Origin of the sequence: Microbacterium lemovicicum, assembly GCF_003991875.1 — a bacterium.
GTDB classification, from domain to species: domain Bacteria; phylum Actinomycetota; class Actinomycetes; order Actinomycetales; family Microbacteriaceae; genus Microbacterium; species Microbacterium lemovicicum.
This window is the reverse complement of record NZ_CP031423.1, coordinates 285,700-305,242: the sequence shown is the minus strand read 5'-3', so window position 1 is coordinate 305,242 and position 19,543 is coordinate 285,700. Positions and strand designations below refer to the sequence as shown.

Below are 19,543 nucleotides of genomic sequence, written 5' to 3'. Positions count from 1 at the left end.
CAGAGGGTGGATGCGACGTCGCTCCCGCCAGAGTTCGCCCGTGAACTCGCGGACCTCCGACGTCGGGCGTTCGGGCCCGACGCCGACATCGCCGCGGATCCGATCGCGCTGACGCGGCTCGAGGAGCTCGAGCGGCTGAGTCATGCGGCGCCCGTTCCCCCGGAGGACGCCGCTCTCTCCCGCGGCCGGTCGGCGGTCCCCGTCACGCGCTCTCGGCCGATGCGTCGCCGCCGATGGGTCACGGCCTCCGCGATCGCCGCGGCCGGCGCGGTGGTCATCGGCGCGGGCGCGCTGGCCGCCACCGGACGGCCGGACGGCGTGTCGATCGTCGCGACCGCGGCGGAGCGCCAGCGCCTCGTCGACCGGGTCGATCTGGCCCGGATCGACATGATCGGCGCCCAGCTGCAGCCCTTCGCCGACTTCCAGGGGCTGTGGGTCTGGTCGGCCACCAGCCCCGCCGGCTCGACCTGCCTGCTCGTCGGCTCCGGCGAGGACGATGCGCTGCGCGTGGAATGCGCGGACGCCGCCACGTCCCTCTCGCTCGCCCTCCGCGTCGGCGACCAGGTGCGTCCCGCGCTCGTCGGCGGGCTGCCGGAGGGCAGCGAAGTCCGGTTCACCATGCGGGACGGATCGGTGAGCGTGACGGTGCAGACGGCCGACGGCTGACACGCTGCGCGCCCGTATCCGCCGCGGCGATCCCGAAGGTGTGATCTTCGAGACGTCGCGCGAGGCTTCAACGCTAGGTTTTCGGAATGGCCTCGGTTCAGACGATGCCGGAACCGCGGCATCCCGTGGGCGCTGTCGACCACGCCCTCCAGCTCCTGTCGCTCCTCCAGGATGCGCCCGATCTGCGGGTCACGACAGCCGCGAAAGAGCTCGGCGTCTCGGCCTCGACGGTGCATCGGATACTCAGCACGCTCGAGTACCGCGGCTTCGTCACGCAGGACCGCATCACCCGGGCGTACCGGATCGGACCCGCGCTCATCGAGCTCGCCTTCTCGAGCACGAGAGCCGTCGATCTCCGCGAGGTGAGCGAGCCGCATCTCGCCGCGCTGACGGCGAAGCTGGGAGAGACGGTGAACCTCCTGGTCCTGCAGGACGGATACGTCCGCTTCGTGGCCGGCTTCGAAGCCGACCAGCGCGTGCGGACGCACGTCCTGACAGGCACCCTGCTTCCCGCCTACGCGACGTCCGGCGGGAAGGTCCTGCTCGCCGAGCTGTCGCGAGACGCGCTGCGCGCGCTGTACCCGAGAGGCGTCCGTCGCCTGACTCCGAACACCCGCACGTTCACCCAGTTGCTGGATGAGCTGGCCCTCGTGCTGATGCGGGGATACGCGGTCAACCAGGAGGAGAGCGTCGAGGGCCTGAGCGCGATCGCGGTTCCCCTGCGGGACCGCGCGGGCAGCACGATCGCCGCCGTCGCGATGTCGGCGCCGAGTGTGCGCCTGCAGCCGCGTCGCGTCCGAGAGGTGACGATCGCGCTCCGCGAGTGCTCGGCGGGGATCCGCGCCGATCTCATCCGCTGACCCCCGCTAATTCCGTGTCGCGGAATATGCGGGCACGAAGGGTGTACCGGGTCGAAACGACTTGGTTGGGTCGAGCCATCCCGCTGCGACGTCGCACGTGATCGAAAGGATCCTGATCGATGAAGATCGACGCCTTCTGCCATCTCCTCCCCGCCGCCTACGCCGAGCGGCTGTTCGCCATCGACGACAGCCCCGTGGCGCGCAACATCCAGAAGCGGGTGAGCGGCGTGCCCGCCCTCGTTGACATGGACGAGCGATTCCGCGTGATGGACGAGTTCGGCTCGGATTACCGACAGATCGTCAACACGGCCGCGCCGCCGCTCGACGACCTCGGCCCTGCTGCGCGTACCGCCGAGCTCGCGCGCATCGCCAACGACGGCATGGCCGATCTCGTGTCACGTCATCCGGACCGCTTCGCAGGCTTCTGTGCGGCCGTCGCGCTGGATGACGTCGACAACGCGATCGCCGAGACGGAACGCGCCTTCGACGAGCTCGGCGCGGTGGGCGTGCAGATCTACACCCACGTCGGCGGCGGGCCCATGGACCAGGAGCGCTTCTTCCCGTTCTACGAGGCCGTCGCCCGACGGGGGAACAAGATGATCCAGGTGCATCCCTGCCGCGACTCGAGCTGGTCGGACTACAAGACCGAGGAGAGGTCGAAGTTCGAGATCTGGTGGACGCTGGGCTGGGAGTACGACCTCTCCGCCTTCATGTCGCGGTTGGTCTTCTCCGGCGTCTTCGAGCGACTGCCCGACATCAAGATCCTGATCCACCACGGCGGGGCGATGATCCCCCACTTCGCGGGACGCGTCGGCGCCGGCTGGGATCAGTTGGGCACGCGGACGCCGGCGGACCAGTCCGATGACATCGCCGGGTATCCGCTGACGCAGCGCCCCATCGACTACTTCAAGAAGTTCTACGTCGACACGGCGTACTTCGGCGCCGGCGATGCGATGCGCACGGCCATCCGGTTCTTCGGGGTCGATCACACCCTGTTCGCCTCGGACACCCCCTTCGATCCCGAGAAGGGACCCGGCTACATCCGCGACACGATCGCGAACCTGCAGGAGATGGACATCCTCGACGACGACGACCGCGAGCAGATCTATCACCGCAACGTCACCGACCTGCTGCGCCTCGACGGCGCGGCCACCCGCTCGAACGCTCTGGAAGACGAGGTCCTGTCATGATCCGATCCACCCGCCGAGCCGTCGGGGTCATCGCCGCTGCCGCCGGCGTCTCACTGGCCCTCGCCGCCTGCTCCGGCCCGACCGCGCCTGCCGACGGGTCGGCCACCGGCGCACCCGAGAAGGCCACCCTCACCGTCGCCATCAACCCGTCGACGCAGTTCGCTCCGCTCTACTACGGCATCCAGGAGGGCATCTTCGAGGAGCACGGGCTGACCCTGGAGATCACCCCGCAGACCGACATCGCCGCGATCGTCTCCGGGCTCGCGAGCGGCACGTACGACGTCGGCTTCGCCACCGTCGTGCACGTGGTGACGGCCAACGCCAACGGCATCCCGATCCGCGCGATCTCGTCGATCGAGGGACAGATCCAAGCGGACGACGACGGCACGCTCACCATTGCGGCCGCCGACTCGGGCATCACCGACTTCGGCGACCTCGAGGGCAAGCGGGTCGCCACCATCGGACTCTCGTCGCACAACACCCTCACCATGCGCGAGCTGGCCGATCGCGCGGGCGCGGACACCTCCACCATCGAACTCGTCCAGCTGCCGTTCGGGCAGATGGCCGCCGCCCTGGACAGCGGTGATGTCGACGCGGCCATCATGCAGTGGCCGTTCGCTTCGGAGGCCCTCGCCGCCGGTGGGGTCGAGCTCGGGTACAACAACCGTGAGCTGTTCGTGGACACGGCGACGACGCTCTTCAACACGTCGCAGTCGTTCATCGACCAGAACCCGAACACGGTGCGCGCATTCGCCGACGCCATGACGGAATCGATGCTCGGCTCGTCGGAGAACCCGGATGCGGCCAAGGCCGCTCTCGTGGACGGCCTGGGCATCACCGCCGAGCAGGCGGAGACGGCGCGGTGGAACGAAGGCGGAGACCCTGCTCTGAACCTCACGGCCTTCGAGACCGCTCGCGACTTGCTGGTCAAGTTCAGCACCGACCAGTCCGCAGCCTCAGCCCTCGAAGCCCTCGACGTCCAGACGGTCGTCTGGCCCGGGGCGCTCAAGTAGGTCGCGACATGACAACGAATCAGACCGCGCTGAAGCGGCCGTGGACGACGTGGGCGCTGCCGCTGGGCACGGTCGCGGTGGTCCTCGTGCTGTGGCAGGCCGTCACCGCGTCGGGCGCGGTGGGCCCCGCTCAGTTCCCCACCATGACCGACACGATGGCGGCCCTCGGCGGAGAGGTCGCCAGCGGGCGCATCTGGCCGGCCGTCGGAGCGACGCTGGTCGGCTGGCTCATCGGGATGATCATCGTCGTCGTGCTCGGCCTCGTGATCGGCACCGCGCTGGCCTTCAACGGCTTCGCGCAGCGCAGTGCGGCGCCGGTGATCGAGATCTTCAAGGCCATCCCGGCGATCGCGATCCTGCCCCTCGTGATCCTCATCGCCGGCTCGACCCTCCCGATGAAGGTGTTCCTGGTCTGCTTCGCCGCCTTCTGGCCCTTCCTCATCCAGGTGATCTACGGCGTGCGGTCGATGGATCCCATCGTGCTCGACACGGCCCGGGCGCTGGGGGTGCGCGGCGTGCGCCGGTTCCTCGCCGTGAGCATCCCCAGCTCGTCGCCCTACCTCGTCACCGGGATGCGGATCGCGTCGGCGCAGGCTCTCATCCTGTGCATCGTGGCGGAGATCGTCGGTGGCGCAGCGGGCATCGGGCGCAACATCCTTCTCGCCCAGAACACGGGCGTGATCGCCTATCCGACCATGTACGCCTACATCATCGCGGCCGGCCTGCTCGGCATCGCCCTCACCGGCGCGTTCTTCCTGATGGAGAAGCGCGTCATGCACTGGCACGAGTCACAGCGGAACATCCGCGCATCGAACAGGGTGGGATCCGCATGACACGCATGACGACGAGCCTCGTTCCGACCGTCCCGGCGCGCCGCACCTCGAACGGCTGGCGCCGGGCGGGCCAGGTGCTCACGCCGATCTGGCTGCCGATCCTCCTCCTGGCCGTGTGGTGGTTCGCCTCGGCCGCCTCGACGTCGCCGTTCTTCCCGCCTCTCCAGGCGATCCTCGTCGACACCTGGAACCAGTGGATCGTCTTCGGCGCGTGGACGAACGCGGCCGTGAGCCTGCGGAACCTCTTCGCGGGCTACGCGATCGGGGTGCTCATCGGCGTGCTGGGCGGGTCGGTGCTGTGGCGTCTGCGTCTCGTGCGCACCGCCGCCAATCCGATCATCTACTTCCTGTACGTCCTGCCGGCCCCCGCCCTGCTGCCCGCCATGATCGCGATCTTCGGGATCGGCGACGCCCGCCAGATCGCGCTCATCGCGCTCGGGTCCATCTGGCCGACGCTGCTGAACACGCTGGACGGGATGCGGGGGGTCGACACCGTGAAGTTCGACACGGCCCGCGCCCTCCGTCTCGGAGGCTGGCGCACGTACGTGCGACTCGTCCTGCCGGGCGCGGCGCCGCAGATCGCGGCGGGCCTGCGCGCGAGCCTCACGGTCGCCATCGTCCTCATGGTGGTGAGCGAGATGGTCGCGGCGAATTCGGGCATCGGGTTCTTCATCCTCCAGGCGCAGGCCGAATTCGCGATCAAGAAGATGTGGACCGGCATCCTCGTCCTCGCCGTGATCGGAACCGTCCTGAACTACATCTTCGTCTTCATCGAGAGGCGCGCCCTGCGGTGGTACTACCGCTCCCGCGCGCTCGGAACCTCCTAGGGAGCAGCATGACCATCACGAGCGCCGTTCCGACCGCGACCGAGACCGTCCTCGCGGTCGAGGGACTGCGGAAGATCTACGACGAGGGCACCGACCACGCCAACATGGCGATCGACACCGTGTCCTTCCAGGTCGACAAGGGCGAATTCGTCTGCATCGTCGGCCCGAGCGGGGCAGGCAAGACCACCCTGTTGCGCTGCATCTCCGGGCTGGCCGCTCCCAGCGCGGGTACCGTGACGTTCGAGGGGCGGCGGCTCACCGAGGTGCCCGGCCAGCTCGGTCTCGTGTTCCAGGACTACAGCCGCTCGCTGTACCCGTGGTTCACCAACGCCGAGAACGTCGCCCTGCCCCTGACCGCACGCGGCATGGGGCGGGCGGAACGAGCCGCCCGGGTCACCGAGACGCTCGAGAGCGTCGGGCTCGGGCATGTCGAGAAGAAGTACCCGTGGGAGCTGTCGGGCGGCATGCAGCAGCGCGTGGCGATCGCGCGGGCGCTCTCCTATCGCCCGGAGCTGCTGCTGATGGATGAGCCGTTCGCATCCGTCGATGCGCAGACGCGCTTCGACCTCGAGGACCTCATCCTCCGTGTGCGCGACGACCTCGGCATCACCGTCGTGCTGGTCACGCACGACATCGACGAGGCGATCTACCTGAGCGACCGCATCGTCGTGCTGTCGAAGAATCCGAGCGTCGTGCGCGAGGTCGTCGACGTCACGCTCGGCGACGGGCGCTCGCAGGTCGAGACCCGCGCGAGTTCGCAGTTCCTCGAGCTGCGCGGACATCTGCTGTCGCTGGTCATGCCGAAGGACGTCTGAGCGCTCGCGCGCCCAGGGAAGGAGAAGCACCGAGATGTCATCGATCGCCTCAGACGAGATCCGTGGACACCTGATCGGCGGTCGCGCCGTCACCGAAGGCCGAGCCCTCGCGGTGAGGAATCCCAGCCGGATCGACGAGGTCGTCGGCGTGGTGATGGACGGGACGGCCGCGGACGCGCGCGCCGCGGTCGACGCGGCCGCGGCAGCTGCTGCGGGGTGGGCCGCCACGCCGGTGGCGGAGCGCGTCGCGGCTCTGCTGCGTATCGCCGATGCCGTCGACGCGCACGCCGAGCAGCTCGTCGACCTCGCCACGCGCGAGAACGGCAGCACGATCGCCACCATCCGGCGCGAGGTGGGGGCGGCCGCAGGCTCCTTCCGAGACGTCGCGGCCTACCTTCCCGCGGCCGTGGAACCCTCCGTGACGACGCCCGATCCCGCACGAGGAGATCGTGTGCGCGTCGAGCGCCGGCCCTACGGCGTCGTCGCCTGCGTCGTGCCCTGGAACGCGCCGGTGCTGCTGACGGCCAACAAGCTGGCCCCGGCCATCGCCGCCGGCAACGCCCTGGTGCTCAAGCCGTCGCCCTTCGCCCCGCTGGCCGTGTCGCTGCTGGCGGAGCTGGCCGCCGCTGAGCTCCCCCCGGGCGTCATCGACGTCGTGAACGGCGGGGCCGACGTCGTGCGCACCCTCCTCGACGACCCTCGCGTGCGGAAGGTGTCCTTCACCGGGGGCGGAGCCACCGCTCGGCACATCATGCGCCAGGCGGCCGAGGCACTCATGCCGGTCCATCTCGAGCTCGGGGGGAACGACCCGGCGCTGGTGCTGTCCGACGCCGACCTGCCCGCCACCGTCGAGGGGATCGTGCTGTCCGCGTTCCGCCGTGCCGGCCAGGTCTGCTTCGCCACCAAACGGGTGTACGTCCATCGGGACGTCGCGGACGAGTTCCGCCGGCTGCTCGTCGAGCGGGTGGACGAGCTGGTCGTCGGCGACGCACAGGACGAGCGGGCAGGGATGGGTCCGGTCAACAACGCCGACCAGTTCCAGCGCGTCACCGCGCTGACGGAGCGGACCCGGGACGCCGGACGCGACGTCCGCGTCCTCGGGTCGAAGCTCGACGCCGGAACGTGGACCGACGGGCACTTCCTGCTCCCCGCCGTCGTGCTCGACGCCCGGCAGGGCGACGAGATCGTCAGCCAGGAGCAGTTCGGTCCGATCCTCCCGGTCGTCACCGTCGACAGCGACGAGCAGGCGATCGCGTTCGCCAATGACACCGAGTACGGGCTCTGCTCCTCGGTCTGGTCGAGATCCGAGGAGCGCGCGCTCGCTGTCGCCGCCCGCATCGAGGCGGGGGTGACCTTCGTCAACAGCGCCATGTTCTCGGCGACCGGCACACGGGAGATCCCGATGGGCGGGTGGAAGCAGAGCGGCATCGGATGGGAGGGATCTCCCCACGGCATCGACGAGTACCTGCAGTTCCACAGCATCGACGTGCACGCGCTGCCCGCCGGAGGAGCCGCGTGAACGACGCCGCCCCCAGAAGCGCCGGCGCTCTCCTGGTCGACGCCCTGCGTGATGCCGGTGTCACCCACCTGTTCGCGAACTTCGGCAGCGACCACCCGGCCATCATCGAGGCGCTCGCCCAGGACAGGTCGCGAGGTGTCGCGACCCCCACGGTGATCCTGTGCCCGCACGAATACACCGCACTGAGCGCCGCGCACGGCTACGCGGCTGTCACGGGACGCCCGCAGGCGGTCTTCGTGCACACCGACGTGGGCACCGCGAACCTCGGTGGCGCCGTGCACAACGCGGCCCGTTCCCGCGTTCCCGTCTTCATCTTCGCGGGGGCCACACCGTACACGCTCGAAGGCGAACTCCCGGGAAGCCGCAATTCCTTCGTGAATCACCTGCAGGACGTGTCCGACCAGCACGGCATCGTCCGGCCGTACGTCAAATGGAGCTACGACATCCGCACGGCGGTCAACGTCCCGCAGATCGTCCATCGTGCTCTCCAGCTGGCCACGAGCGCTCCGGCCGGGCCGGTCTACGTGACCGCCGCCCGCGAGGTGCTCGAGGAGGAGGCGCGACCTCCTGTCGTCGATGTCGGACAGTGGGCTCCCGTCGTCCCCTCCCCCGCACCCGCTCACACCGTGGCGACGATCCACGACGCTCTTGTGCGCGCGCGCCGACCGATCATCATCACGACCTACCTGGGTCGGTCACCGTCCGCCGTGGCGGCGCTCGTGGCCGTCGCGGAGAGTCTCGGTGTCGAAGTCGTGGAGATCAACGCCGCGGTGATGAGCTTCCCCCGGGATCATGACCTGCACGCCGGCGACGACCCTCACCCGCTCCTGTCGGATGCCGACGTCATCCTCGCCATCGACACCGACGTGCCGTGGGTGGACGTCATCGGGCATCCGCGCCCGGACACCCGCGTCTTCGTGGTGAACGAGGATCCGCTGCAGGAGTCGATCCCGCTCTGGTACGTCCCCGCCGAGGAGCACGTGCGCGCCGACGCCGACACGATGCTCCGCCAGCTGCTCGCGCTCTGCGGCGATCGGCCCACGGAGAACGCTGACGACCGGAGACGGGGAGCAGCGAAGCGGGCGCGCGATCAGCGTGACTCCTGGAGCGCCGACGCCGCAGCAGACGAAGCGGCCGGCCGGCTCACGCCTGCGGGAGTCGCGCGGGCACTCGACAGGCTGCTCGACGACGAGGCGATCGTCGTGAACGAGGCGATATCGGCCGCGCCCGTCATCTGGCGGCATCTCCCGCGGACGCGACCCGGGACGCTGTACGGCAATCGCGGGACGTCCCTCGGCTGGTCCGGCGGCGGAGCCCTCGGGGTCAAGCTGGCCGACCCCCGACGGACCGTCGTCAGCATCGTCGGCGACGGCACGTTCTTCTTCAGCGCGCCGTCCTCCACCTACTGGGTCGCCGCACAGTACGGCCTCCCCGTGCTGACGGTCGTGCTGGACAACGGCGGATGGAACGCGACGAAGCGCAATCTCGAGCGTCTGCACCCGAACGGGGTCGCGGCCCAGACGGATCAGCTCTGGGTGAATCTGGGGCGGACCACCGACTTCGGAGGCATCGCCGCCGCAGCGGGAGACGCCTGGGGACACGTGGTGGATCGTCTGGAGGAGCTGGACGACGCGTTGCGCGAGGGCCTGCGACGGGTGGCGGACGGCGTCCCCGCCGTCGTGACCGTCCGCCTTCCGCTCATCTCCGTGCAAGCGCCCGACGCGCTCGCGCACGGCCGCCACCCCCTCATCGACCCCGAACCGTCTGCGCGATCAGACGGTGCTGAAAGGCCTTCCTCATGACGTCCGACGCATCCTCACGACCGCCGTACCTGCGCATCGCCTCGGAGGAGGCGTGGGCTCCCCCCGAGCTCATCTCGCTGTACAGACGGCATCTGTCCGACAAGACCATCGCCGACGTCGGATTCGCCAGCCTGATGGGCTACTTCCTCGGCTCGACGCACCCGCAGCCGCGCGCCGTGGTGGAGCGCCTTCAGGACGCGGCGGAGCGGCGTCTGGGCGACATGGACGCGTCCGGCATCGACCACCAGGTGCTCGCCATGACGTCCCCCGGCACCCAGGTGCTGGGGGCGGAAGAGGGTTCGTGGATCGCCGCCGTGGCCAATGACCGGCTCGCGGAGATCACGCGCACGCATCCCCGGCGGTTCTCCGGACTCGCGGCCGTGTCCTTCGAGGACGTCGGGAAGGCGGTCGTGGAGCTGCGGCGGGCGGTGACCGACCTGGGCCTGCGCGGCCTCATCCTCAATGACCACATCCGCGGTTCGTACATCGACGATCCTCGGTTCGCGCCCCTCCTCGCCGAGCTCGAAGACCTCGACGTCCCCCTCTACCTGCACCCCAACACCCCGCCCGACAGCATGATCGCGCCCTACCACGAGGCGGGTCTCGACGGAGCGGTGCACGGCTTCGGAGCGAGCGCCGGACTCCACCTTCTCCGCATCATCACCTCGGGGCTCCTCGATCGCCATCCGCGTCTGCGCGTCGTCGTCGGGCACCTCGGCGAAGGCCTGCCCTTCTGGCTCCACCGGATCGACCACATGCACGCCAAACAGGTCGCGTCCGGCCGCTACGAAACGATCAGGCCCCTCCGCCAGGCGCCGTCGGCGTACTTCTCGTCCCAGATCTGGCTGACCACGTCCGGTATGCCGTGGTCGCCGGCGATCATGTTCACCCGCTCCGTCATCGGCGCCGACCGCGTGATGTACGCGATGGACTACCCGTACCAGTACGACGTCGCCGAGGTCGAGGCGCAGGACGCGCTCCCCCTCGACGACGACGAGAAGGCCGACTTCTTCGAGCGGATCGCACGTCGCGTGTTCGCCCTCTCGATCTGACGGCTGACGTCGGACACGGGCGAGCCTGTCAACCCTCGGGGCGATCGCGTCGGCGCGACCTAGCGTGGGTGTCTCCACCGGTCCGAGAAGGGACTCCCATGACGGATCCGAAGATGCCCGCACGCCCGACGACGGTCACCGCGTCGTTCTTCACCTGGCTGCTGGCCACCGCCCTCGGCGTCGTGACCGCGGTGTTCTCGTTCATCAGCGCCGGGAACGTGGTGGCTGAGGGCGACGCGACCACGACGGCGAACTTCTTCGGGATCACCTACGTCTTCGCTGGGCTGCTCGTGCTGGTGCTGTCCATCATCCAGGCGGTCGTGGTCTGGCGCCTGCGCGCCGGACGCAACTGGGCGCGCGTCACCCTGACGATCCTCGCCGTGCTGCAGATCGTCAACGCGATCTTCTCGCTCGGGCTGAGCGCCGCACTCGGCGGGATCGGCATCGCCCTGATCGTCATCGCATCCGTGCTGATGTGGCTGCCCTCTGCGAACGAGTTCTTCGGGCGCCGTACCACCGTCGCACCGTAGTCTCGGGCATTCTGGGAACCACGAACCGGCGCACGCCGGTTCGTGTCATCCAGACGCGCCGTCCACGGTCGCTTCGGAGAGGGCGGGATGTCCGGAAGCGAACAGGATCCTGCGGCGATACCCGCTGCGACCAGTCGCCGCCATCGGCGGCGCCGGGCGTGGGGCATCGCGCTGGCGAGCGTGCTGGGCGTCGTGCTCGTCGTCGCGATCGTCACCTCGCTCACCCCGTGGCCGTCCGCGATGATCATCCGGAGCGTGTTCGAGCGCGGCGGCGCGGCCACCGTGACAGAGATGCAGCCCTACGTGCCGGCGACGGCGCTGCGCGAGCAGCAGGACGTCCGCTACGGGGAGGATGCAGCATCCACCCTCGACGTCTTCACGCAGGCACCCGCGGGCGACCGTCGTCCCACCGTCGTCTGGGTGCACGGCGGCGCGTGGATCTCGGGGTCGGCGGAGAACGTCGACCCGTACCTGCGCATCCTCGCGGCGGACGGCTACACGACGGTCGGCGTCAACTACTCCGTCGGCCCGGAGGAGCATTATCCGACCGCGATCACCGAGCTCTTCCACGCTCTGTCGTATCTGCAGGACCACGCCGACGAGCTGGGCGTCGACCCCTCCCGCATCGTGCTGGCGGGGGATTCCGCGGGCGCGCAACTCGCGAGCCAGTTGGCGGCGATGGTGACCAACCCGCGCTACGCGGACCTCGTCGGCGTGGCGCCCACCATCACGTCCGACCAGCTCGCGGGTGTCATCCTGAACTGCGGCGTGTACGACCTCAGCGCGATGGCCGAGCTGCAGGGCCTGCCCGCGTGGGGCTTCAAGGTGGCGCTGTGGGCGTACACCGGCGAGAAGGACTGGTCGCAGCAGTCGTCCGGCGCCACGATGTCGACCGTGAGGTTCGTGACGTCCGACTTCCCTCCGACCTACATCAGCGGAGGCAACGGCGACGGGTTGACGTGGCTGCAGTCCCTTCCCATGTCCGAGAGGCTGACGGAGCTGGGCGTGCCCGTGACCGAGCTGTTCTGGCCGGCGACCCATGAGCCGGCGCTGCCGCACGAGTACCAGTTCCATCTCGACTACCCGGAGGCGCAGGAGGCGCTGATCAAGACCAGGCAGTGGCTGGCCGACACGGTGCCGGTGCGCTGACACGGCACGCGCCGTCCGGTGCCTTCACCGCAGACGGACGGAAACGCCCTCGGCTGCCGCGTCGGGGCTCTCCGCGCGCACATCGGCGGAGACGCGTCCCTTCGCGGTGACCGGCCCGCGCCAGCGGAACCGGGGCACCGGGCGGGACTGCCCGTCGCGGATCGCTGCACCGCGGAAGCAGACCGCACGACCCGGGCCGGGAACCCGCGTCCATCCTGCGGCAGAGAACTCGTCTTCGTCGTACTCGGTCTCGAACGGCCCCTCGGAGGCGAACTCCAGGTGCAGCTCGCCTGTCGCGGTGTCCGCGCCGGCGGCGGCGTACACCACGACTCCGTTGACGAAGGAGCACGTCGTGCCGCCTGCATCCCTGATCACCGGGATCGAGGCGCGGAGAGCGACCGTCGGAACCGTTGCCGTCGGCGCGGAGGCGTCGGCGGAAACCAGAGGCGTCGTGACGGTGAGGGAGATCGAAGGGGTCGACCATGCCGCGGCCGTGGAAGGCCCGTCGTCCGGTAGGAGGTCGCCCGAGTCGTCGTCGTTCATCGTTCTTTCTCGACTGGCTGCCGGCAGGGCAGGAACAGGGAGAGGGGGATGCCGGTGCGGCATCCCCCTCTCCTGATCCGGCTTACTTGAAGGTGTCCTTGACGTTCTCGCCGGCCTTCTTGGCGTCAGCCTTGACCTGGTCCGCCTGACCCTCGGCCGCCAGGCGGTCGTTGTCCGTGGCCTTGCCGATGGCCTCCTTCGCCTTGCCGGCGATGTCCTGAGCGGCGTTCTTGATCTTGTCGTCGAGTCCCATGAGGGTCTTCCTTTCGTGTGTTGTTTCTTGCGGGGGTTGCGGTGGCGGTCGCGGGGTTCCGCGCCGTCGTCTTACTTCGCGGCGCGGCGGCCGACGATGAAGCCGTAGATCAGCAGGACGATCAGCGAACCGCCGATCGCCAGCAGCCACGTCTGGATCGAGAAGAACTCCTGCAGCGGCGCGTTGAACAGCAGCCCGCCGAGGAAGCCGCCCAGCAGTGCTCCGACGACGCCCAGGAGGAGCGTGATGAGCCAGCCGCCGCCTTGCTTGCCGGGGAGGATGAGCTTCGCGATGGCACCGGCGATGAGGCCGAGCAGGAGGAATCCGAGAAATCCCATGAGGGGGTCCTTTCACAGGGGTGGAAGGGCGCAGATGCGCCCGCGGGCACGAGTCAGGAACCGGCCAGCTTGTGGAGCTTCTTCTTGGCGTCCTTCGCGGACTTCTCCAGTGCCTTCGACGACTTCTCGTAGGCCTTGTGGCGGCGCTTGCGCGCTTTCGGGTCGTTCCACTCGCGCACCAGCTGGTGAGCGAGCGACTCGCCCTTGCCGGCGCGGCTTCCGAGCACGTAGGCGAGGAAGACGACGCCGCCGATGAGGAGGAGCTTGTTTCGCATGTCCTGATTCCCTTTCGTGAGTTCGATCAGCTCAGGCGACGCTGGTCGTGGGCGAGCTTCGCCCGCAGACCGCTGTGCACCGAGATGAACGTGGTGAGCTGCTGACCGGTGAGCGTGCCGAGGTTCGTGACGAGCCGGTCGACCGTCTTCGCGACGTGCAGCGGCGAGGTGTTCTGACGCGGGGTTACGCTGACGTGCAGCACGGGCTCGTGCGCGACGTCGCTGGCGGTCACCTTCGCGGACAGGATCTCGTCATAGCCGCTCAGCGCGGTCTTGAGCGCGTCGGACGCGAAGCCCTCGGTCACCGTGACGCGTCCGAGCGAGTTCGCGGCGCCGATGGCGCGGAGGGTGGTCCGGCGACGTCCGCGGACGCCCTTCGAGATCACGACGACGGCGATGATCAGCAGCAGCAGCAGAGCGGCCAGCACGCCGACGGCGAGCCAGGTCAGCTGTCCGCCCGCGATCTTGGACGACTCCCAGAGCTGCGTGGTCCACTGCTGCAGTCCCTGACCGGTCGTGTCCCAGACCTGACCTGCGGCCGGCACCGCGGCGGCGGTGGCGAGGCCTCCGCCGAGGACGAGGAGGACGACTCCCAGGATCAGCAGCACGATGCGGTTCAGTGCGCGATTGGTGTTGTTCATCGGAAGTCTGCCTCCTTCTTCGCCCGCTGGACGCGGACCTTCGTGGTGACGGAGGGGGTCAGGCCGTAGGAGTCCACCTCGGCGGCGGCGATGCTGCGCACCTGCGCGTCGTCGACGTCGACGCCGAAGGCCGGCTCCACCACGACGTCCACGGTGCGGTGCGAGACACCGACCCGGACCTGGTCGCGGGGGAAGCCCGTCTCGTCGCTGACGCGCTGCGCGACGGCGGAGGCGATCACGCCGTTGTCGACGACCACGGCACGGTCCCCCACGGCGAGCGAGTGGCGCGGAAGGCGACCGGGCTTGACGGCCAGCACCACGAGGATGAGGCCGATGATCGCCAGGACGACTCCGACGGCGATGCTGACGCCCTGCGGAACCTCGGTCGGAAGGCCGGCGAGGCCGGCGAGCGCGGCGCCGGGCCCGAGCAGGAGCGCGGGCTGGCCCAGCACACTGAGGACGATCTCGGTGCCGACGTAGACGAGCGCCAGGATCACGAGGACGACGGCGATGATCATCGCGACCGTGCGCGGTGAGTGCGTCTCGCGTCGGACGACCCGACGAAGCACCGGGGTGGTCATCGGACTCTCCTTCTGGTGGTGGCGGTGGCGGCCCCGTCGACGGTGACGTCGACGCGGGTGACCTGCTGTCCGAGGATGCGGGCCAGCTGATCCTGCACATCGTGCTGGATGCGTGCGGCGACATCGGTCACCGAGCCGGCCGCTGCGACGGCAGCGGGGTCATCGAGCGGAGGGATGGGGAGCGGGGTCGTGATGCGGACGGCGATGCCGTCACGGTGCTCGGCGGCCGAGACGCTGATCCGGCCGGACTCCACACCCACGACGGTGGCCGCGACGTGCTGGAGCAGCTTCTTCACGACCTTGTCGCGCACCTCGATGCGCCCGGGAAGCGTGGTGGGCCCCTCCCCGGCGGCCGCGCGGACGCGGCTGCCGGGGATCGAGGCCTGCGTGCTGCTCATCAGCTCGTTCGGCGGCCGGTGAAGGCGTCCGCGAGACCGCGGACGTCCAGCTGACCGCTGACGATGCGTCCGACCACTGCGCCGATGCCCATGAACAGGGCGACGAGGAGGAATCCCCAGAAGCCGAAGATCAGGGCGGCGAGAGCCAGGACGGCTCCGACAAGGGCACCCGTGACGGTGGCACTCATGCGACTCGCGACTCCGTGTTCTCGTCGTCGTTGTCGGCGCCGGGGATGTGCACATCGTTGACCTCGACGTTGACCTCGACGACCTCGAGTCCGACCAGACGGCTGATGGCACCCGCGACAGCGGCGCGCACGTTGCCGGCGACCTCCTGGATGGGGGCCGGGTACTCGACGACGATGGTCAGGTCGGCGGCGACCTGCGTCTCGCCGACCTCGACCTTGACGCCCTGCGACAGGTCGGTGGCGTTGATGGCGTCGCGGATGGCGCCGAAGGCGCGGGCTCCGCCGCCGCCCAGGGCGTACACACCGGCGACCTCACGCGCGGCGATGCCGGCGATCTTCGCGACCACGCCATCGGCGATGGTGGTCTTCCCGGCGGCGTTCTCGTCCGCAGGCACGCGGGACGAGGAGAACGACGAACGGTCCACACGGGGGGCCGGCGTCGCAGCGGACTTGGGGGCGACGGTCTCGGAGACCGACGCGGCGGGCGTAGCGGTGGTGGTGGGCTTCTGGTCCTCGGCCATGATGGTGTCCTTTTCTGTCTGCAGGCCCGTGCGGTGATCCCGCCTCGGGGAGCGTGTCGTTGTGCTCTGCAGATAAGAGGCGGACGCAGCGGGAAACGTCACAAAAAAGTTTCCGCGGATGTCAGAAGCCGCCCGGAGACGCGGAACGGCCCCGACCGGAGTCCGTGTGGGGGGATGGACTCGACGGTGGGGCCGTCGGAGCGTGTCGCTTGCGATGACACGCGTTCCGCGCCGGCTATGCCGGGGTTTGGGATGCCTTCAGCCTATGTCGCCACCCCTGCGAGGGGCTCGTTCTCAGGGAGTCCGAAGGTGGCCCATCAGGAGGCCTCAGAGAACTCCCCTGCGACGATGGCGTCGGCGTACTTGCGGATGTCGGGGCCGGGCTCGTAGTCGATGAATCGGTCTTTGAGGCGGCCGTTCAGCTGCGCGAACGCCTCATCGGAGGTCAGGTCCTTCGACGACGCGACGGCGACGACGGCCTCGCGGAGCACGCGGTCGGAGTCGGAGAGGATCTTGGCCCGGGCTTCGTCGTTCCAGCGGATGTCATTGGTGTCCATGCGCCGAGCATAGGAAGCGAGAACTCCTCCCTCCGGGGGGTTGCGCTTCGCGCGCACGACGAGGTGACTCCGTCGCACCCGGGCGATCATCATTGACATCCTCAACGGTCACCCGCTTCACTGGTGCGCGGAGAGGAGCCGTCGTGACCGTGAGACCGCCCGCACCCGGCCTCGAGTGGGCCTTCTCCGTCGACGCCGAATTGGGCCCGCTCCAAGACCACGGGATGACGCGGGTGGGCCATCGCCGGATCATCCCGATCGCCGGCGGAACGGTGACCGGCGCCTTCACGGGCGTCCTGCTCCCCGGGGGCGCCGACTGGCAGACCGTGCGTGCGGACGGCTCCATCGAGATCGACGGCCGCTACAGCGCATGTGCCGACGACGGCGCCCTGCTCTACGTCACCGCCCGCGGGGTGCGCAGCGGCGATCCCGGTGTCCTGCAGTCGCTGCTGGACGGCGCCGACGTCGATCCGTCGGCGTACTACTTCCGCACGGCGCTCACGCTGGAGTGCGCCACGGATCGGTCTCTCGAGGACGCCGTCTTCGTGGCATCCTGCGTCCGCGAGGCGGACCGCGTCCGCTACGACGCCTACCGCGTCAGCTGACCAGGCGGGCCGTCTCGGCGATCACGTCCACGACGCGCTCGGGCTCCGGCATCCCGACGGCGAACACGTAGTTGGCTGCGAAGCCGGCTCCCGCGAGGTCGCGCACGACCGACGCCAGCGCCTCCGGGGTGGACTCCGGGTTGATCGGGATCATCGCCGTCTTCTCGATGTCGTCGTAGTCGCGGCCGACCGACTCGCAGTGCCCGCGCAGCACCTCCAGCTTGCGGGTGGGCACCTGCCCGTCCATGACAGCGAGGTTGCAGGCGTCGGCGTACTGCGCGACCATGCGCAGCGTCTTCTTCTCCCCGGAGCCGCCGATCATCAGGTACGGATGCGGCCGCGTGATCGCCTGCGGCGAATTGAGCGTCCGTCCGAGCTGGAAGACCTCCCCCGCGTAGGGCTCCTCCGACGGCGACCACATCTGCAGGCAGATCTGCACGGTCTCCTCCAGCTGGCGGAAGCGCTCGGCGACGGGCGGGAAGGTGAACCCGAGACCCGCCGACTCCTCCTCGTTCCAGGCGGCGCCGAGACCGAGACCGACGCGGCCGCCCGACAGCACGTTCAACGTCGTGACGGCTTTGGCCAGCAGCGCCGGCTCGCGGTAGATGACCCCCGTGACGAGGGTGTGCAGCAGGGCCTTCTCGGTGTGCGCGGCGATGAAGCCGAGTGTGGCGTAGGCCTCGAGCATCTCGTGATCGGCGGGTCCGATGCCCGGCAGCTGCCAGAAGTGGTCCATGACGGTGATGCGCTGGATGCCGGCGGCCTCCGCGTTGCGGACGTGCGCGGCGAGTGCGGGGCCGAGCCTCTCGGGACCGCTGCTCCAGGTGAAGTCCGCGATGTGGATGCCGAATTCCATGGGAGGGTCCGTCCTGTCGAGGGCGTCGGATGCCGCATCCGACCGCATCAGTCAGGGTAAGCCTGTCCGCCCCGTCGTCGCGGGGGTTCCGCGAAGATCGTTCGGCCTGTCCGGCGACAGGACTAGCCTGACGAATGTGAGCATGACCCTCGACGCGCAGCAGCGTCTCGTCGTCGCGATCGCCGCGCTGGCGTCGTTCGTGGCGTTCCTCGACGGCACCGTCGTCAACGTGGCCCTGCCCGCGATCGGGAGGGAGCTCGGCGGCGGCCTCATCACCCAGCAGTGGGTGGTCGACGCCTACCTCATCACCCTCGGCGCGCTCATCCTGCTCGCCGGATCGGTCAGCGATGCGTTCGGCCGCATCCTCGTCATGCGCATCGGGCTGATCGGCTTCGGCATCGCCTCGATCGCGATCGCCGCGGCGCCCGATCCGCTCTTCCTCATCATCGCCCGGGCCGTGCAGGGTGCGGCGGGCGCCTTCCTCGTGCCGAGCTCGCTGGCGCTCATCACCTCGACCATCCGCGGGCCGCTGCAGGGCAAGGCCATCGGCACCTGGACGGCGCTGACGACCGGCGCGATGATCGTCGGGCCGCTCATCGGCGGCCTCTTCGTCGACTACCTGTCGTGGCGGTTCGTGTTCCTCATCAACGTGCTGCCGATCGCCGTCACGCTGTGGCTGCTCACGCGGCTCACGGCGCATGACCGCCGCGAGCCCGGCACGCACATCGACTGGATCGGCGGAGCGATGTGCACCCTCGGCTTGGGCGCTGCCGTCTTCGCCCTGATCGAGGAGCCGAATCTCGGGTGGGGTTCGCCCGCCATCTGGATCCCGGGCATCGCCGGCATCCTCCTCTTCATCGGCTTCCTCCTGCGTCAGCGCACGGTGGCCTCGCCGATCCTCCCGCTCGACCTGTTCTCGTCGCGCAACTTCTCCAGCGGCAACATCGCGACCTTCTTCATCTACGGCGCGCTGTCGCTCAACGGGTTCGTGCTGTCGGTCTACCTGCAGCAGGGCGCAGGCCTCCCTGCCACCCTCGCCGGTCTCGCGAGCCTGCCGACCACGATCCTCATGGTGCTGCTCAGCTCCCGGATGGGCACCCTCGCCGGACGCATCGGCCCCCGTGTGTTCATGACCGTGGGGCCGCTCGTGATGGCGGCCGGCTCGCTGCTGCTGCTGCTCGTCTCGGAGTCCTTCGACTACTGGTGGCAGGTGCTGCCGGGCATGGTCCTGTTCGGGTTGGGGCTCGCGATCACGGTCTCGCCGCTCACCTCCGCCATCCTCGGCGCCGTGCACACCGAGCGCTCGGGCATCGCCTCGGCCGTCAACAACGCGGTGTCGCGCGTCGCCGGGCTGCTGGTCATCGCCGCGCTCGCCACGATCGTCGGCGGCTCGCTCGACCTCGCCGGCTTCCATCGGGCGGCACTGGTGACCGCAGCCCTTCTCGTGCTCGGAGGCGTGGTCTCGTGGCTCGGGATCAGGAACCGGGTGCCGCAGCCCGGCGCCGACGCACCGGCTGCGCGCTAGCGCGGC

25 protein-coding genes are annotated in these 19,543 nt (G+C 69.5%); 14 read left to right on the top strand and 11 right to left on the bottom strand.

The window, feature by feature from the left end:
* The first annotated feature begins 6 nt into the window (after positions 1-6).
* The 12 genes from CVS47_RS01425 to CVS47_RS01370 all read left to right on the top strand — a co-directional run bounded on the left by CVS47_RS01425 (position 7) and on the right by CVS47_RS01370 (position 12,256).
* Positions 7-666 (top strand): hypothetical protein, encoded by a 660-nt coding sequence (locus CVS47_RS01425; RefSeq protein ID WP_127094487.1) that lies wholly within the window; start codon positions 7-9, stop codon positions 664-666.
* Between the two features lie 86 nt (positions 667-752).
* Positions 753-1,526 carry an IclR family transcriptional regulator gene (locus tag CVS47_RS01420; protein WP_127094486.1) on the top strand — a complete coding sequence of 258 codons (774 nt, stop codon included), beginning with the start codon at positions 753-755 and terminating at the stop codon, positions 1,524-1,526.
* 119 nt (positions 1,527-1,645) lie between these two features.
* Positions 1,646-2,716: an amidohydrolase family protein gene (locus CVS47_RS01415; RefSeq protein WP_127094485.1), complete on the top strand. Its 1,071-nt coding sequence runs from the start codon at positions 1,646-1,648 to the stop codon at positions 2,714-2,716.
* Positions 2,713-3,729: an ABC transporter substrate-binding protein gene (locus CVS47_RS01410; RefSeq protein ID WP_127094484.1), complete on the top strand. Its 1,017-nt coding sequence runs from the start codon at positions 2,713-2,715 to the stop codon at positions 3,727-3,729. Before CVS47_RS01415 ends, CVS47_RS01410 begins: the two co-directional genes overlap by 4 nt.
* Before the next feature lie 8 nt (positions 3,730-3,737).
* Entirely contained in the window at positions 3,738-4,562 is an 825-nt protein-coding gene (locus tag CVS47_RS01405) for an ABC transporter permease (RefSeq protein ID WP_127094483.1), read from the top strand.
* A complete protein-coding gene (locus CVS47_RS01400; RefSeq protein ID WP_127094482.1) occupies positions 4,559-5,389 on the top strand; it encodes an ABC transporter permease in 831 nt (276 codons plus the stop codon). Before CVS47_RS01405 ends, CVS47_RS01400 begins: the two co-directional genes overlap by 4 nt.
* An 8-nt stretch (positions 5,390-5,397) precedes the next feature.
* Positions 5,398-6,204, top strand: coding sequence for an ABC transporter ATP-binding protein (locus tag CVS47_RS01395; RefSeq protein ID WP_127094481.1), 807 nt, complete (start codon positions 5,398-5,400; stop codon positions 6,202-6,204).
* A 34-nt stretch (positions 6,205-6,238) separates the two neighbouring features.
* Positions 6,239-7,723, top strand: coding sequence for an aldehyde dehydrogenase family protein (locus CVS47_RS01390; RefSeq protein WP_127094480.1), 1,485 nt, complete (start codon positions 6,239-6,241; stop codon positions 7,721-7,723).
* Positions 7,720-9,525: a thiamine pyrophosphate-requiring protein gene (locus CVS47_RS01385; RefSeq protein WP_164734579.1), complete on the top strand. Its 1,806-nt coding sequence runs from the start codon at positions 7,720-7,722 to the stop codon at positions 9,523-9,525. The genes CVS47_RS01390 and CVS47_RS01385 overlap by 4 nt, the downstream gene beginning before the upstream one ends.
* Positions 9,522-10,577 (top strand): amidohydrolase family protein, encoded by a 1,056-nt coding sequence (locus CVS47_RS01380; RefSeq protein ID WP_127094478.1) that lies wholly within the window; start codon positions 9,522-9,524, stop codon positions 10,575-10,577. Before CVS47_RS01385 ends, CVS47_RS01380 begins: the two co-directional genes overlap by 4 nt.
* Positions 10,578-10,675: 98 nt before the next feature.
* The gene (locus CVS47_RS01375) at positions 10,676-11,107 is read left to right on the top strand and encodes a hypothetical protein (protein WP_127094477.1); all 432 of its coding nucleotides are present in this window, start codon (positions 10,676-10,678) and stop codon (positions 11,105-11,107) included.
* A gap of 87 nt (positions 11,108-11,194) precedes the next feature.
* Positions 11,195-12,256 (top strand): alpha/beta hydrolase, encoded by a 1,062-nt coding sequence (locus CVS47_RS01370; RefSeq protein ID WP_127094476.1) that lies wholly within the window; start codon positions 11,195-11,197, stop codon positions 12,254-12,256.
* 24 nt (positions 12,257-12,280) lie between these two features.
* Here the strand turns inward: CVS47_RS01370 and CVS47_RS01365 are convergent, their stop codons facing one another.
* The 10 genes from CVS47_RS01365 to CVS47_RS01320 form a co-directional block, all read right to left on the bottom strand.
* Positions 12,281-12,799: a hypothetical protein gene (locus CVS47_RS01365; protein WP_127094475.1), complete on the bottom strand. Its 519-nt coding sequence runs from the start codon at positions 12,797-12,799 to the stop codon at positions 12,281-12,283.
* 82 nt (positions 12,800-12,881) lie between these two features.
* Complete coding sequence (locus CVS47_RS01360) at positions 12,882-13,052, bottom strand: CsbD family protein (RefSeq protein ID WP_127094474.1); 171 nt, start codon at positions 13,050-13,052, stop codon at positions 12,882-12,884.
* Positions 13,053-13,123: 71 nt separating this feature from the next.
* Positions 13,124-13,390 (bottom strand): GlsB/YeaQ/YmgE family stress response membrane protein, encoded by a 267-nt coding sequence (locus CVS47_RS01355; protein ID WP_127094473.1) that lies wholly within the window; start codon positions 13,388-13,390, stop codon positions 13,124-13,126.
* 53 nt (positions 13,391-13,443) lie between these two features.
* Positions 13,444-13,665 carry a hypothetical protein gene (locus tag CVS47_RS01350; RefSeq protein ID WP_127094472.1) on the bottom strand — a complete coding sequence of 74 codons (222 nt, stop codon included), beginning with the start codon at positions 13,663-13,665 and terminating at the stop codon, positions 13,444-13,446.
* A 26-nt stretch (positions 13,666-13,691) separates the two neighbouring features.
* A complete protein-coding gene (locus CVS47_RS01345; protein WP_127094471.1) occupies positions 13,692-14,306 on the bottom strand; it encodes a hypothetical protein in 615 nt (204 codons plus the stop codon).
* Positions 14,303-14,887, bottom strand: a complete 585-nt coding sequence (locus tag CVS47_RS01340) for a DUF6286 domain-containing protein (RefSeq protein ID WP_127094470.1) — start codon at positions 14,885-14,887, stop codon at positions 14,303-14,305. The genes CVS47_RS01345 and CVS47_RS01340 overlap by 4 nt, the downstream gene beginning before the upstream one ends.
* Entirely contained in the window at positions 14,884-15,285 is a 402-nt protein-coding gene (locus tag CVS47_RS01335) for an Asp23/Gls24 family envelope stress response protein (RefSeq protein WP_127094469.1), read from the bottom strand. Before CVS47_RS01335 ends, CVS47_RS01340 begins: the two co-directional genes overlap by 4 nt.
* The gene (locus CVS47_RS01330; protein ID WP_127094468.1) at positions 15,285-15,473 is read right to left on the bottom strand and encodes a DUF2273 domain-containing protein; all 189 of its coding nucleotides are present in this window, start codon (positions 15,471-15,473) and stop codon (positions 15,285-15,287) included. The genes CVS47_RS01335 and CVS47_RS01330 overlap by 1 nt, the downstream gene beginning before the upstream one ends.
* Entirely contained in the window at positions 15,470-15,994 is a 525-nt protein-coding gene (locus CVS47_RS01325; RefSeq protein WP_127094467.1) for an Asp23/Gls24 family envelope stress response protein, read from the bottom strand. The genes CVS47_RS01330 and CVS47_RS01325 overlap by 4 nt, the downstream gene beginning before the upstream one ends.
* A 317-nt stretch (positions 15,995-16,311) precedes the next feature.
* Positions 16,312-16,551: a hypothetical protein gene (locus CVS47_RS01320; protein ID WP_127094466.1), complete on the bottom strand. Its 240-nt coding sequence runs from the start codon at positions 16,549-16,551 to the stop codon at positions 16,312-16,314.
* Between the two features lie 143 nt (positions 16,552-16,694).
* On the opposite strand from CVS47_RS01320, the gene CVS47_RS01315 reads away from it, so the two are divergent.
* Positions 16,695-17,156 (top strand): DUF3237 domain-containing protein, encoded by a 462-nt coding sequence (locus CVS47_RS01315; RefSeq protein ID WP_127094465.1) that lies wholly within the window; start codon positions 16,695-16,697, stop codon positions 17,154-17,156.
* Here CVS47_RS01315 and CVS47_RS01310 read toward each other — a convergent pair.
* Positions 17,149-18,012 (bottom strand): LLM class F420-dependent oxidoreductase, encoded by an 864-nt coding sequence (locus tag CVS47_RS01310; protein WP_127094464.1) that lies wholly within the window; start codon positions 18,010-18,012, stop codon positions 17,149-17,151. The genes CVS47_RS01315 and CVS47_RS01310 overlap by 8 nt on opposite strands.
* A 142-nt stretch (positions 18,013-18,154) precedes the next feature.
* On the opposite strand from CVS47_RS01310, the gene CVS47_RS01305 reads away from it, so the two are divergent.
* Positions 18,155-19,537: an MFS transporter gene (locus CVS47_RS01305; RefSeq protein ID WP_127097129.1), complete on the top strand. Its 1,383-nt coding sequence runs from the start codon at positions 18,155-18,157 to the stop codon at positions 19,535-19,537.
* Positions 19,538-19,543 lie beyond the last annotated feature (6 nt).